Origin of the sequence: Erysipelothrix sp. HDW6C (assembly GCF_011299615.1) — a bacterium.
Lineage (GTDB): Bacteria > Bacillota_I > Bacilli_A > Erysipelotrichales > Erysipelotrichaceae > Erysipelothrix.
On sequence record NZ_CP049861.1, the window covers coordinates 496,585 to 512,951 of the forward strand.

The following is a 16,367-nucleotide window of genomic DNA, read 5'->3' on the forward strand; positions in this document are numbered from 1 at the left end:
ACCGTTAGAAATTACGCCAAAACCACTGCAATATCCTTTGTAGAGTGGCTACAAGTTTATTCTGTAGACAGTGTTAAGACGTGTGTTAGGTTTGTTAGGAATTACACAAAAACGAGTCATACAGGACATATACACCTGTTTTGGTAACAAAACTCGAATACAATACAAACGATGTGAATATAATGCCAGTGTATAACTATCGATATACGTATGTTTAGAATAAACACAAGTTCTAAAACAAACTCATGACACCCGATGAGGATTTTCGAGCCTCATGGGATTGTCGAGTGTTTAAAGAAAAAGGAGGAATTGCATGTTTAAGAAATTTAGTAGTCGATGTACAAAACTATCAATGGCATTGTTACTCATATTTTCTTCGTTTACAGCCTATAGCGTAAGTGCTGAAGAAAAAGATGAGTACAGTAACGATGATATTAATATTGTTGTCGATAAATACTATAATCAGGAGACCAACGATGTCGAGATCATTGTCTCTCTAAAAGAAAAAGAAGAGAATATAGAAATAAATGATATTCTTTTCCCAGGACAGGATACAGTGGAAGACCTAACTGAAGGATCCAAAGTAAATCCTGACAACGACGATCATAAATACACATATACCGTAAATGAAAATGGTTATTATGAATTTAAGATAGATTATACAATCAAGATCGAAGTTCCTGTGGAAAAAGAAGAAGAGATAGTACCAGAACCCGTAAATTCGGATGAGGTTACTGTTGAGAATGATGAAGCATTAGAAGAACCCCAACTTGCGGAAGAAACTGATGCAGAAACTAAGATTGTAGAGCGTGATGAAACTTATAAGTTTACGGTTAAAGTTGACGCGATTACGGATGTGGAATCGATTGATGAGCCTGAATTTAAAGAGCCGTCAGAACCTGAAACTCCTATTGAAGAACCAATAGAGGAAGAAAAACCAGTTATTGGAAATTTCGCTGGTCAGTCAGGGTTGACGATTTCAACCAGTTTAACATCGCCAGCAAACTTGGATATCCAGAATCGAACGGTTCTCGATGTAAGTTTTACCGTTGGACTAAATACAGCAACAGTTATTTACAATCCAAAATTGATAATTGATCTTACAGGAGTTAACCTGCTAATTGATACTCAAAGTTTCAGTAAACCAAATGGATCAAAAAGTGCTGTCTATGATAGTAAAAATAACAGAATTATTGTGGAGTATAACGAGCCATTCTCTGGTACATCAACGTTTAACTTTAAAGCAAAACCATATATGGATGCAGTTAATGGAGAGCAATTTAAAATTAATGCAAGTTGGACAGGTTTTTCTGATTTAGCAAATACGAAACCATATGAAGATGCGAAAGTTGCAACAGCGAATATTACAACAGTGGGTACAGAGCATGGAACAATTAATGCGGATCCAACTAATATCGCAACGTGGAATCAAACAGCTACTCCCTGGAGATTTAGTCAAGTGGCTAGTACTACAGTTTACAATAGGTACTATTTAAGCTCAAAGGCTGGAACAGAGTTTCCGGAACTATATTTTAAGAACTTAGTCATCGTAAAGGATATAACAGAGGAGAACTGGTCAACAAGCAAAAGCATGTATGTTGAGGCAGATAAAGGGTTAACTGACTACAACAGAGGTGTAATTACAGAAACGACCTCAAATTCCATTAGAATGGAATTTGGTGAGAGAACACTATCGCAGCTATATGTTCGCGAGGATAGCAGTGTTCCGTCTAGCGCTCAAAAGAAAACCTACAATACAGAGTATCATGTTTATAATGGATCTGAGTATCTGTATTCATTTAAGAAAGAAATTGGTGTTCTACACGATACATCAATGTATGTTTATCCTGTATTGTCAAAAGAAAACGTTGGTATGAACGAGTCATTCTCATATACAATAACACCACAGATTAAGAGTGGTCCGAACCCAATGAAGGATATGGAAATAATAATTCCAATAAATTCAAAACTCAAGCCGATGATGATGAGCGCGGGTCCTGCTAGTTTTTTCTCAACATTTGAGTATTACTATGAGGTGAATAACTCTGGAACTTTCATCAGACAAACCGGAAGTTCATTTGCGGATTTAAGTAGCATAGCGAATATCACATCGCTAAAAATCAAACAAAGACTTCCTTCCGCTACATCAAATGACTATGCATCACTCTTGATTGTCTTTAAGAATATTGGACTAGGCACAGACGAAAAAGCTGACATAGCGCCTAGCAAAATTACGTTCGTGAATACAGAGGGTAACACTGTTGATTATCTAGCGAAAAACACAGTAAAAAATACGGTTACTGGAATCAATACTAATACAATTTCTGGACCCTCGAAAATAACAGCGTCAGTTTATAATGGTGTGAATGCAAGTAGTGGTCAGATTCCAACAACTCCTGTGACAAACGTAAATTTTAGCCAACAACTAAGACTTGGTAATTTACTTGGAGGAAATCTAGACAACGCATATATGTATGCTATTGTCCCGAAAGAAATAAATGTTCAAGCAGTTGCCTCTGAGACAATAAGAGGGTATCGAATAAAACCAGGTGCATCAATTAACGATGAACAGCTTACCCAAATGTCTATGACCTATCAATATCTCCAACTCGAAAAGATTTCATTGGATGAATCAAGAGATTTATATTTGATTAAGACAAATGAGCCTTTAAAGTCAGATACGCTTAGAAATTTCGACTTTCTCAATGCGAGACTAGGCTTTACAAGCTCGACATTGGCCGCTGGTAAACACAAGATAGAATTTGGTTTTGGTTCGTTGTCTTCTGATTTACTAGAAGGACAAACTTTAATGACAGATATTGTCGAATCAACACTTGATGCTAAGGTAAAATCTGCAATTGGGTCATCAAATAGTAAAGTATTCAAACTTGACAAAGAAATTGAAATTGTAAGAAATGATGATGTTCAAGGTCTTTCTTGGTCTAAAGGTGGACTTGATTCAGACTGGATTCTAACGGGATCTGGAATAAGTACAAGTATGGTCAACAGTACCATTGACTATAAGTATGAAATTACAAACACCTCAACAACAACATTTGATACATATGATCTCATCGATATTCTTCCACATAAAAATGATGAATACATTATTAACAGTGGTTCAAGAGGATCGCAATACGTTGTTAACCTTGGAAATACACCAATCAAGGCAATGATTAATGGTGTTGAGTCGGCGGTACTTGTACAGTATGCAACAACATACAATCCTGATCGATTTGATAAGAATGGTAATGCAGTAACAGGTGATGGTCGATGGAGTACTCAAGCACCAGCAAACCGTGCTGATATCAAATCTATCAAAATATCACTGGTTGGAACAAAATTTAAACCGGGCGATAAATTAACACTCGAATTCCAAGGTGTTTTACCATTAGGTACACCTCGAAATGATGAACTCGCAAACAACACAGTTGCTTTGATGGGTAAATACTCAAATGGTGGTTCAACACTATCTAAAACATATGAAATGCCAGTTACATCAGTCAAGGCAACAAAACCAGAAAACAACGGTGAATTGTCGGGGTCCGTATATATCGACCAAAACGGTAACGGTAAGAAGGATGGCGTAGATGCAGGTCTAAACCAATTGACAGTTGAACTATTCAAGAATAGTGATTTAGGAACTGCTGTTGCTTCGACAACCACAACAACAAGTGGTGCGGGGGTTACCGGTACATTTGGTTTTAGTAACTTGCCTTATAATGAAGATACAAACGCAAACGATTACTATAAAATTCGTGTGACTCTCCCAGAAAACGGAAGTGGAGTTACAGCAGGAGATAATAAAGTAATTAATGATGCTACAAATCCTACAAAGTATGTGTGGCTGACAATTGGTGGAAAAGACTCATTTAAGTTAAGTGATGTTCCAGCAGTTGGATCTATCGCAATTGAAAACATCGATGGCGCTATAAAAGTGGTTACTCCTATTACAGGTTCAGTAAAATTTGTCGATAAAGCAGGGGTCGATGTTGCTTCTGATTATGGAAAGAACTATTCAATTGAAATCTATGATGGCGCTACGAAATTAGGGACAGCGACATCAGGAAATGCTGGAGTGTTCACATTATCAAATGTTGTTCTAACTACCGCAAATGAATACACATTGAAATTTACCAATAATACTGGCAAAGCATTTGTATTTGCTCCGAAAAATACAGAACCAAATGATGGGACGCTTAGAGTAACAATGGAGCCAGGAATCAAATCTGAAAACAATGTCATTTACATTACAGATAATCAGGCCCCTACGATTACAAATCTATTAGTTAATGCAGGTCAGAACCCAACAGATATTACATATACAACTGGTGACTTAGTCACTGCAGTTGTAAGTCAAGCATGGGAAATTACAGGTCCTGCAGGTTCAACTAAGAAAACAGGTACTGCACAAAACACAATTGCTGCAGCACTGACAGAGTTAAAGACAGCTGGCGTCACTGGTTCGTATACATTTAAACTAACCATTAAAGATGCCGCAGGTAATGAAGCAACTGACTCAAGAACATTCAATATTCTTGGAGCAGGTGCTACAGACAAACCTACAATTAACACAAGCAAGCCAACTTCCACAACTATTAACGTTAAGAAGACGGCTACAAACCCAACAGGTGCACAGGTCATTACGACATTTGGTATTACAGCCAAAGATGCACTGAATAACCCAATTACAGATATTTCAAAATTCACATTCGCAGATTTAGACAAAGTTGATTTCACAACAATTGGAACCTATACTGTGAAAGTGACAGTTCAGGATACTGTTGAAAATATTTCAGAACCCGCAACACAAGTTACTTATGTTGTGAATGATACTGAAGTACCAACACTTTCAATCCCTAACAAAACAATTCAAATAAACAGTTCCAAAGCAGATCCAAAGACATTAACCTTGGATCAAATGGAAAAAGATTTAAACCTATTTGGAACCGTTGTTCGTAGTGATAACGATAAGGCGTCAGAAGTAGCGGGTAAAATGCCACTTAAAGCTGATGACTTCGCAAACATCATCTTCGATACAACAGGAACCTATACAATCAATGTTTATATTAAAGACATTACAGGTAACGCATCAGATCTCGTTATTGTTACAGTCAAAGTCACTGTCTATGATGATGTTGATGAACAATTTAACTGGGCTATTGATGCCGCAGGATTCACAACAACTATAGATAAAGTAAAAAATGAAGCAGGATTGATTGAACAAGCGAAAGTAAAAGTTACCGATCTTGCAACGGGAACAGATATTACAAAAACTGATGCCGAAGTTCTTGTCTCACCGACATCATTAGGTGAAGGCTTAGGACAAGATGTTCAATTCACAGTAAGACGTCGTTCTAACAAAGAAATGTCAGAACTCGCAAAGAGTGTTAAAGGAAATGTCTATACACTCATCGATGGTGATCACGGTATCATCGTCAATAACATTGTGGAATCTGTAGATAACGTCAACACAGCAGCTAAGATTAACGCAGCCGCTGGCGGACAAATCTACAATGTAAAAACAAACACAATTGACCCAACATTATCATTCGAACATAAGATTGGTACTGATGTGGTTACAAGCTTAAAAGCAGGCGTTAACCAACAAGTAATCTTTACGGTTGTTGGCAAACCAACACTCACAAAGACAATCAATGCGAATGTCTATGACACAATGCATGATGGTCTGGGAATTATCGCTGAAGACTTCACAGCAATACCAAGTGAAGTTCAAACATCAGCACAAATCGCTGGAAAAGCGAAAGCATCCGTCTATGAAGCAGCGACTGGCGTGAAACGACCATCCGTTGCATTTACGACAACACCGAACAAACTCGGTAAAGGTGCAAACCAAGAAGTTACCATTGAATATGATGCAAACCTTAAAACAAAGGTTAATGCAAGTGTCTTCGATAAGATTTCTGGCAACGAAGCAATCTCAGCCAAATCAGAATTCACCATTGCATTACCAGAAATGAATAAAGATAAGTTAAAGGAATACTCAAATGTTGAAGCATGGGACATCTCGAATCCAGCTGAAGCGGTACAAATTCCATTAGCAAGCATTGATGTGGTTGACCCAACAACGCTTCCAACCGAAGCAGGAGATGTCACATTCAAATTCAAAACAACCACAGCTGGTCAAGCAGAAATCACATCTGTCGGTCATGTTGTGAGTACAAGTATTAAACTAATTGCTGATGAATTCCTTGTCATGGATGTCCAGACAGCTAAAGATTCAAGTGATACTTCATTGCTTCTTGCAATGCGTGCCAGTGCAACCTTAAATGGTGCACCATTAACACCATTCATTGATGCCGAAGAAGTACTCAAAATTACAAGCGTTACCAAGGCACAAGAGGAGCCAATTACCATTGTCGTTAAAGCCGAAGAATTCAAAGGTCAAGACAAGGGTGATAAAACATCGAAAGAAATTAAAGTATATATTGTTGATAAGTTTGATCAAACAACGAAGGTCGGAATTAAAGCCAACTCATTCGTCGCAGGATTAACCCAAGAAAACGCAGAAGACTTCAAAACAGAAGCAAATGTCAAAGCATGGGACTTCTCAACATTACCAAACGTCAAACCTACGCCAATTCACCGCGATAACATTCAAGTAACGCAAGGATTGGAAGGTGAGAAAAAAGGAACACTGGGCGCACGTCCTGTAACATTTAGAGCTACAGGTGTACAAGGTTCAGGAACCGCAATCGTTACCGGTACAATTGTATCCAGCAAATCAGGCAACTACGCCCTTGACGCAAAAGCAGAAATTACAATCTCGAAAAGTGTAGTCTCTCCACAAACCGTTAAAGATGGTGCAGGCGTCAAAGCATGGGATATCACCGACCCTAACGATATTAAACCAATCAATGATGATCAAATCATCATTACAAATCTTCCTTTACCAACAGAAGAGACAACAGGATTTGAAGTCATCTTTGGTATTAAGGATCAAGCAGTTACAACAAAAACAAAACTAAATGTTGTGAACTCCTTAATTGAAGTAACACAAGATAAAGCCATTGTTATTACATTGGACGAGGCTAAGACAGCCGATTCAACATTCTTAGTTGGAAAAGCAAATATGTCAGCAAACCTTGGTTCAGAAACGATTATTCCTGTTGCATCATCAGACGAACTCAAGAAATTGACGAAACTGGTTGCAGCACAGAATACACCGATTAAAATTACATTCACAGCAACAGCAACAAACGATGACACATTACCAATTGAACTTGATGTCTACGTTGTGGATAACTTCGACACAGATTCGAAGATTGGAATTAAAGCCAATGACTTTGTGATTGCGCTCCAAGACGTAAACCTAGCGAACTTTAGAACAGAAGCCGATGTTAAAGCATGGGACTTTACAGATATCGCAAATGGTAACGTGACAGAAATTAGTCGTAATTCAATCACGATTGAAAAAGGACTTGATAAGAAACTTGGCGCACGTGAAGTTCAATTCAAGGCTGAAACAAATAGTGGCAACAATACAGTTAAAGTTACCGGAACAGTTTTTACAAAGCTTGACGGTGATTATGCAATTGATGCCAAATCAGAAATAACAATCGCGAAGACAGTTGTTACAGCTGATGAAGTCTTGCGTCTTGCAGAAGTGAAAGCATGGAACATTAGTGATCCATCAAACGTTACTGCAATTGCAGATGATCAACGCGAAATTAAGGGAATACTTCCTACGTCAGTGGGTGACCACACGGTTGTATTCGGTATTAAGAATCAACCTATCACTACAAATACCGCAATGAAGATTGTGAATTCATTGGTAACATTAACCAATGATAGAAATATTGTTATAAAACTTGAAGATGCACAGAACACAAGTTCTACTGACCTTGTTGCCAGAGCCCATGCTACAGCGAATCTCGGAGCTGAAAGCATTACACCTTTCGTAACAACAGCAGACCTTGCGAAGATTACATCGGTGTTCTCAGCACAAGAAGGGGCCATCGCAATTAACTTCAATGCAACAGCACTTAACGGCGATGAAGCTGTACCAAGCAGTGTCAATGTATATATCGTTGACGACTACGATACAACAACCAACATCGCTATTAATGCAAACGACTTCGCTATTGAATTAGCCCAAGTCAATGACAAAAACTTAAAGAATAAAGCTGAAGTGAAGGCATGGGATATGTCACCACTTCCTGAAAATGGACCGCGTAAAATCTTAGACTCAAACATCTTTGTTACCGATGGTGGTACGAAGGAACTCGGCGAGCGTGAGGTAGAATTCACAGCCCGCACAACGGACCAAGAAAAACCAATCACAGTAACAGGGTATGTATTTACAAAGATTACTGGAACGGTTGCCTTAGATGTTGATGCAGAGTTCACAATTGCTTCGAAAGAAGTATCTGTAGAAAAAGTAAGAGAACTCTCACATGTGAAAGCATGGGATATTAGTGATCTTAAAGATGTCACTCAACTCGATGAAGAAGACATTGCCATCACACCTAATCCGCTACCGAATACGGTTGCGAAACATACGGTGACATTCGCAATTGACGGTACAACAGACACCTCAATCATGAACGTTACCGATACAAACATTGTGATGAATGCTGATGCAAACATCGTCTTAACAGTTGCACAAGCACAAGCAGCAAATGGTGATGACTTAATCGGTTATGCACATGCAAGCGCAACACTGGAAGGCAATGGTGTCAACTTAGTAGCCAACGCCCAACAAGTCGCTGCTATTAACGCAGTTACAGAAGCACGCGTTGCACCACTCGATCTTGTGATCAATGCAACTGCAGTCACAGGTGATGATGCAACTCAAAAAACAGTCAAAGTGTATATCTTCGATGAAATCGATGAAACACACATGATTGCAATGAAAGCAAACAACTTTGTCTTAGAGTCAAGCACGATTACAGACATCGAAAAAGATATGAAAACTGCCGCTAACGTTAAAGCATGGGACATCTCGGTCTTACCGAATGCAGCACCTGCTGCCATTGATCCAGATGCAATTACGATTAGCGAAGGTAAAGAAAACAAACTTGGACAACGTGATGTCGTATTCAAAGCCGGCTTGACTGGTGGAAGATTCAAGACAATCACCGTTCTCGGAAACATTGTTGATTCCTACAATCCAAGTACTAAAGAAGCAATTAACGCACACAACTTCGAAATCGCCTTAAGTGAATTATCAAACGAGAACTTCAAACTTAAAGCAGAAGCACATGCGTATGACCTTTCAGATTTAAGTGTAAACCCAGCACCTGAAGTAACATTGTCTGTTGTGAAACCAACTACAATGCCAACTCAAGCAGGTCCCATAACAGTTCGTTTTGAAACAGTTGCAGGAACTTACAAAGAAGTTACTGCTACAGTTGTAAAGACAAACATTACAATTACAGCCGATGCTAAGGTAGCCATTACTTTAGAAGAAGCCCAAGAAATGGATGAGCAAGGATTCATTAATAAAGTGAATGCATCATCCGTTCATAACCAAGGACTACCCGTTGATCTCAAAGCTGACCAAGATGTCATTGATCAATTGAATGACTTGACACAAAGTCCAATCACAGAGTTCAAGATAACCTTAACGTCAACCGTGACAACAGGTCCAGAACCCCGTGATACGGCAGAAAAAGAAGTAACAGTTTATGTCTTTGATGAAATCGGTGGCGAATATGCAATCCGTGCCAATGGATTCTACGCCAAGGAAACAGAAGTACAATCAACAGCCAATATTGTCGCTAAAGCCAATGCTAAAGTGTACAAGACTGCTGATAACAAACTAGTTCCAATTCAAAAAGACATTATCAAAACCTACATTGATGGTGAAGAAGTAACAAAACTTGGCTTGGGTGAAAACCAACACGTGATGTTCTACTCTGCAGCCTATGGTGTTGATATTACCAAAACAGTTCATATTTATGATGATGTTGATCCACTAACAGGATTAGCACTCAAAGCCAATAACTTCGTCGCATCTGTAGAAGATGTGAAGACAGAAGTTCAAGTTCTTGCGGAAGGGCAAGCACAGGTATATGATGCTGCTACAGGCGATGTTCGCGCAGACCTTGATGCATCAACAACCAATTACCCATTACCAGTAGGTCAAGACCAAGATGTCGTTTATACGTACGGTTCAAGCCTTTCAACATCGAAGAAAGCAAACATCTTCGAAGAATACAACCCAACGAATGAAGAAACAATGGATGCCTACGACTTCATGATTGAACTCGATAAGGTGAGTGAGAAGAACATTATTGACGGAGCGAAAGCCAAAGCCTATGATGTTTCCGAGCAACCAATCATTACTCCAATCGTTGATGGCGTATCTGTCGACAAGAACATAACACCACTTCCTACAACATTAGGAAAACATGCAATTAAATTTATAACAGAAAAAGGCACGACAAAAACTGTATTTGCTTATGTTGTAAATGAAAATGATCCAGAAAAGAAAGTTGCCTTTGAAGGTCACGACTTCGTCATTGAATTGGACGATCTTGACTTACCAGCTGCAATTACGGAATCAGACTTCAAAGCCTTCGATACGTCTGTTGTCCCTGGTGCAAACCCAGTCAACATCACAAGCGAAGCAACAACGAAAAAAGCAATTCCTACAACCGTGGGAACACACACAATCACATTCGTGGTTCGTGGTGCTGAATATGAAGTGACAGCGTATGTAACCAACAAACGTGAAGGAAACATTGCCTTCTCAGGTCATGACTTTGTCATTAACTTAGCCGATGTAAACCGTGAAAACGTTATCGCTAAGTCAGACTTTGAAGCACTCAATGTTGCCAATGTTCCTGCACAAGCAGCAACAGATGTCACAGACACTGCAACATTCAAGAAAGCATTGCCTACAACTGTAGGAACACATGTCATCACTTTCGTAGTCGAAGGTCATGAATATCCAGTAACAGCGTATGTCATGAATGAACACAAGCCAAATAGTTCGGTTGCCTTTGAAGGTATTGACTTCGTTATTGAACTCGATCAAGTAAACGAAACAAACGTTAAGAGCAAATCAGAAGTTAAAGCTTGGAATGTGGAAGCTGTACCAGGTGGTGCACCAACCGCAATCACAGACATTACGATTACAAAACTACCAACAACAGTTGGTACACATCCAATCGAATTTACAGCAGGGGATGAAACATTTGAAGTAACAGCGTATGTTGTTGACCAAGTAGTGGGCGATGTTGCCTTCTCAGGACACGACTTTGCGATTGCATTAGACGATGTCTCAGAAACCAATGTAAAACTCGGTTCCGATATTAAAGCATGGGATATTTCAGGATTACCTGAAACAGCACCAACTGTTATTGAAGACATTAGTATTACAACCCTTCCTACAACGGTGGGTGACCATACGATTGAATTTACAGCAGCGGGTGAAACCTATGAGGTTACTGCTTATGTAACAACAGTATTTAACAAAGAAACAAATATTGCACTAACAGCACATGACTTCAACATTCAATTGGAAGATGTCTCTGAACTCGAATTTAGAAATCTCTCTGGTGTTGATGCATGGGACATGAGTGATGTTGCTGAGAATGGTCCACAACCAATCGCAACAACACTTGAAACAGACTTACCTGAAGTAATTGGTGATCATGATGTTATCTTCAAAGCCACGGTGGGCGAAAAGACAGAAACAATTAAAGTTACTGCACACGTCTTCACGAAGATTGATGGTAACCTTGCTCTCAACGTCCAAGACTTTGTCGCTAAAGTGGCAGATGTCAAAGACCAAGCGGGCATTATCGCATCATCAGAAGTTGATGTCATTGACATTACAACTTACACTTCAGTAGGAACCGCAAACGTTGTTACCGACCCTACAAAACTCGCCGTTGGTCAAAACCAAGACGTCGAATTCACAGTAACTGGAACAGCGTTACAAGAAACAGTGATTGGAGACATCTACGATGACTATGATCCAATCACGAAAACAGCAATTGATGCACACAACTTTACGGCTCAGCTTGCAGATGTACAAGATAGCGATGCGATTGTAGAACACGCGCAAGCTGTAGTTTACGATACCATCACCAAGCAACCTATCATTGCAGAAATGGTAGCAACACCTGATGCACTTGAGTTGGGTGTTAATGAAATTACAATTCGCTCAGGAAACCTAAGGATTGATCTTGTGGTGGGGACTGTATTCAACAAGCTCGATCCAACAAACATGGAATCCATGAATGCCTACGACTTCCCAATTGCATTAAAGGATATTTCCGATGATGCGTTCAAGAAACTCTCAGGTGTCAGTGCATTTGATGTGAGTGACCCAAATAATATTGGAGAACTCGATCTAAGCGAAATTAGTATTAAATCAGAATTGCCTACAAGAGTTGGCGAACACAAAGTTATCTTCACAACAGTGAAGGGAACTGAAATCGAAGTCATGGTTACCGTTTACTCGAAAGGGACAACGAAACCAAATGTTGATGCAATCTTTGCAAACGACTTTGTCATTCCATTCAAAGATCTATCAAAAGAAGAAATGATGGCATTGGCAGGAGTTGTAGCGTATGATGAAACCGTAAACCCTGGTTTACAACTACCAGCAAGTGCTATTGAAATGACAACATCATTACCAAATACATTGGGATATTATGATATTACGTTTATATTAGCAAGCGGTACAAGTGTAACGGTAACTGCAGAAGTAACCGGTGTCGTCATCTTTGAAGCGAATGATATTGAAATGACGATGGAGGAGTTCAATGCATATAAAGCTTCGGGAACACTCCAAGAAGAAATTATCAAACGCTCAGGGGCTAAAGCAATTATTGAAGAAACGGGTACTGAAGTTGGTCCAATCAATGTTCTTGTCGAGGGTATTGAAGCTGTAAAAGCAGGCGGACTCTACAAAGTAAATCTAAACTACTCTGTTGAGCTTCTCCAATCTCCTAAGGCGCGAATGTTACGAAATGATGACCAAAAGAAAGTATATTCATTCAACAGTACAATTAATATGAAAATTACTGAAGAAATTGATAACCCTGATGGTGGTACACCACCGCCATCAGGTCCACAATTACCTGCAACAGGAGTCCAAGATTACCATCTTGTTCCACTGGGTTCATCCTTAATTCTGCTTGGAATTGTTGGAATACTTCCGTTATTAAAACGAAAGAAAGAACACGAAATACACTAGAATTAGAGAATGAATGACTGGACTATCGTGCCAGTTATTCATCTCATTGATAATCACGACTCACAACTCTCGAAAGTGTCGTCGGATTGAACATGCAATTCATACGTACTCAAATATTGAACAAGGAGCTATCTCGAAAAGAGCAATTGCTCTCTAGCCCTCTGTTTAGTATCTGACGATAGACTAAGTATTTGTATAAAACTTAAGCATCGTAAACTTAAGGTATTCTTCGAAATCAATCAAAGGATACCTTTTTTTAGAGTCAAAAAAGACGTCTTTTCGAAGACGTCTTTGATTATTATTTAATTACTATTTCAGTATCGGTATTGAAGAAATGAGCTTTATTGAGGTTAAAGGATAGGCTTACGTCTTGATCTGGAGCATAGGCTTGGTTGACACCAACTTTAGCAATAAATTCAGTATCGCCAACTATTGCATAAAGCATTGTCTCAGAACCTAGTAATTCAGAAACAGAAACCTTTGCAGTAAGGACACTATCGGGGTGGGATTCTAAGACGAGTAGTTCGTCGTGAATATCTTCGGGGCGAAGTCCCATTGTAAGTGTACTGCCTTCATTATAACCAGCAGCGGATAGAAGCTTTTGTTTCCCCTCAGGAAGCGGTAAGCAAACGCCGTTAAAGAGCACTGAACCTTCCTTAAGCTCGACTGGGAAGAAGTTCATCGCAGGTGCTCCAATAAATCCTGCAACAAACATGTTTTCAGGGTGGTTGTAGACCTCTTTTGGTGAACCAACTTGTTGAATAAAGCCATCTTTCATAATGACAATACGATCAGCCATGGTCATCGCTTCAGTTTGATCATGGGTTACATAGATGGTTGTACTGTCGAGTCGGTGGTGTAATTTTGTAATCTCTGCACGCATGGCAACACGAAGTTTGGCATCGAGATTACTTAGAGGTTCGTCCATTAAGAATACCTTTGTATCCCGAACAATCGCCCGACCCAAGGCAACACGTTGTCGCTCTCCACCTGATAATGCAGAAGGTTTCTTATCAAGGTATCGTGTCAGTCCAAGAATCTCAGCAGCATTATTGACTGCCTTATCAATCTCATCTTTGGGTGTTTTGCGAATCTTAAGACCAAATGCCATATTGTCATAAACACTCATATGAGGGTAAAGTGCGTAGTTTTGGAACACCATCGCGATATCGCGATCTTTGGGTTCAACATCATTCATAAGGACGCCATCAATGAAGAGTTCTCCTTCAGTAATGTCCTCTAAGCCAGCAATCATGCGAAGTGTTGTAGATTTACCACATCCTGATGGACCAACAAAAACAATAAATTCATGATCTTGAATCTCTAAGTTGAAATCAGTCACACTGTAACGTGTATTCTTTTCATAGCGTTTATGAATTCCTTTTAATGTAATTTCTGCCATATTCATGACCTCCGTGTATCTAAGTACATTATAAGTAAGCGCTTTATGTTATGATATAGTCAACTTAACCAAATGTTTTGTGCAAGGAGGTGAACCAATGCTCAAACAGTTGTTATCCATTTACCCACAGATTGAAAAATCATCTGAACCTAACGATATGCCGGACACATTATGCGTTCGGTATGGGGAGTTTTACTACAGTCTTGGGACACAGAATCTGAGTGAAACCGAACGTTTGTTGATTGAAACCATTATCGCGCAAACGGATGAAGCATCGCCATGGATACAATTTCTGACTCAGAAAAAACCAATTACCTTTGAGATGAATGAAGGGGTTATAATTATTCAATTTCATTTACTCACAATTCCCGAATCCGCGAATTTATGGTTGGAGACATTTCAATCACTTTTTGAAACCGTCATAGAGGCATTTTATACTTCAACATCTAGTGGAGCCCTTATTATTGCCCAGGAAATTATTGATGTTGAAGTTGTTATGGGACAGATCATGGCCATGAATTCAGACTTTGGAATCAATGCATCAGTGTATATTGGTCAGACCTATTTCGATGAGTCATCACTAAATGTATGTGGAAATGAGGAAATCGAAATTTTTAAAACACTTGAGAATTACCCACGAGTCCATACATTTAAAAGTTCATGGCTTCGCCATTGGATTGGACCAGCAATTCACAGTTCAGAAATCGCACGCAATTTGAAACGGAATATCTCTAATGAAGATGAGGATGGACTTTTGATCCAAGCGTTATGGGAGAGTCGTGGAAACCTAAGTACAGCTTCAAATCAGCTCTTCATTCACCGAAATACGCTAAATTATAGAATTGATAGATTCAAAGAAAAGACAGGCCTTAATCTTCGTGATTATGATGACCTGTTGATGGTTTATTTGATGAATATTTAGGCACCATTAAAGGTGCCTTTTGTATCTACAGGAGTACGCGATGCATTTTTCGATACTCACTTGCAGACATGTTATGAACTTTTCGAAAGTACTGCGAAAAGTAAGACGATGATCCAAAACCAACAATTCCTGATATCTGTGAGATGGATAAATCGGTATTAGCCAAGAGCTTTTCTGCCTCATGGATTCGCTTATTAAGGAGAAAATCTATTGGGGCATACCCCGAGTGCTCCTTAAACATGTGTGATAAGTAATATTTATTCATAAATGTGAGTGATGCAAGCAGGTCAAGTGTTATCTTCTCCCGATAATGAATATTAATGTAATTCTCAATAAAAATACAATCATGATTGAGTGAAGTGTCTTCATCGGAAATATTTAACGATACAGACGTACGGCGAATAACGTTGATGAGTAATGTCTTGAGTAAATGGTCGATAATCATTTCAGAGTAGGAGTCGCAATCTTCTTTTTCAACAAGAATCGACTTAAGATAAAAGAGAATATCGTGTTTGTGTTTATAGTAGTTATGAATCGAAAATCCAGTGTCATGTTCATCAATTGAAAAGGCTACACCATCTATTCCAACAACAATATATTCTAATGGGTTATCAGGATCACTAATTTCGGTATGTAAAACATTGGGGTTGATAATCGCCATATCATCAGCTTTGACAGGTACAGTAGTTTGGTCACGGAATTGAAAACTACCTTGACCACGTATTACATAGAAAAGTTCAGTAAAGGGATGAGAATGAAGTGTAGAGTGCCAATCAACATCGTAATGAGAGGTTGATATGTAGAGAAACTTCGATTTCGTGATATTTTTTACTGTATCGATGACCATAATAATGCTCCTTTGTATA

General features: G+C 39.0%; 4 protein-coding genes. 2 read left to right on the forward strand and 2 right to left on the reverse strand.

All coding sequences use genetic code 11. From position 1 onward, the window contains the following. Nucleotides 1-313 precede the first annotated feature (313 nt). A complete protein-coding gene (locus G7062_RS02300; protein WP_166064310.1) occupies nt 314-13,177 on the forward strand; it encodes a hypothetical protein in 12,864 nt (4,287 codons plus the stop codon). Nucleotides 13,178-13,475: 298 nt separating this feature from the next. On the opposite strand, the gene G7062_RS02305 is transcribed toward G7062_RS02300, so the two are convergent. Continuing rightward, the gene (locus tag G7062_RS02305) at nt 13,476-14,579 is read right to left on the reverse strand and encodes an ABC transporter ATP-binding protein (protein WP_166064311.1); all 1,104 of its coding nucleotides are present in this window, start codon (nt 14,577-14,579) and stop codon (nt 13,476-13,478) included. 97 nt (nt 14,580-14,676) lie between these two features. Here G7062_RS02305 and G7062_RS02310 point away from each other — a divergent pair, with 97 nt between their 5' ends. Continuing rightward, nucleotides 14,677-15,501, forward strand: coding sequence for a CdaR family transcriptional regulator (locus tag G7062_RS02310; RefSeq protein ID WP_166064312.1), 825 nt, complete (start codon nt 14,677-14,679; stop codon nt 15,499-15,501). Nucleotides 15,502-15,526: 25 nt separating this feature from the next. On the opposite strand, the gene G7062_RS02315 is transcribed toward G7062_RS02310, so the two are convergent. Beyond that, nucleotides 15,527-16,348 (reverse strand): AraC family transcriptional regulator, encoded by an 822-nt coding sequence (locus G7062_RS02315; RefSeq protein WP_166064313.1) that lies wholly within the window; start codon nt 16,346-16,348, stop codon nt 15,527-15,529. Nucleotides 16,349-16,367: the final 19 nt, after the last annotated feature.

Coding starts and splice junctions, on each gene's coding strand:
- G7062_RS02315 (WP_166064313.1), bottom strand. CDS start 16,348: ATGGTCATCGATACAGTAAAAAATATCACGAAATCGAAGTTTCTCTAC.
- G7062_RS02300 (WP_166064310.1), top strand. CDS start 314: ATGTTTAAGAAATTTAGTAGTCGATGTACAAAACTATCAATGGCATTG.
- G7062_RS02305 (WP_166064311.1), bottom strand. CDS start 14,579: ATGGCAGAAATTACATTAAAAGGAATTCATAAACGCTATGAAAAGAAT.
- G7062_RS02310 (WP_166064312.1), top strand. CDS start 14,677: ATGCTCAAACAGTTGTTATCCATTTACCCACAGATTGAAAAATCATCT.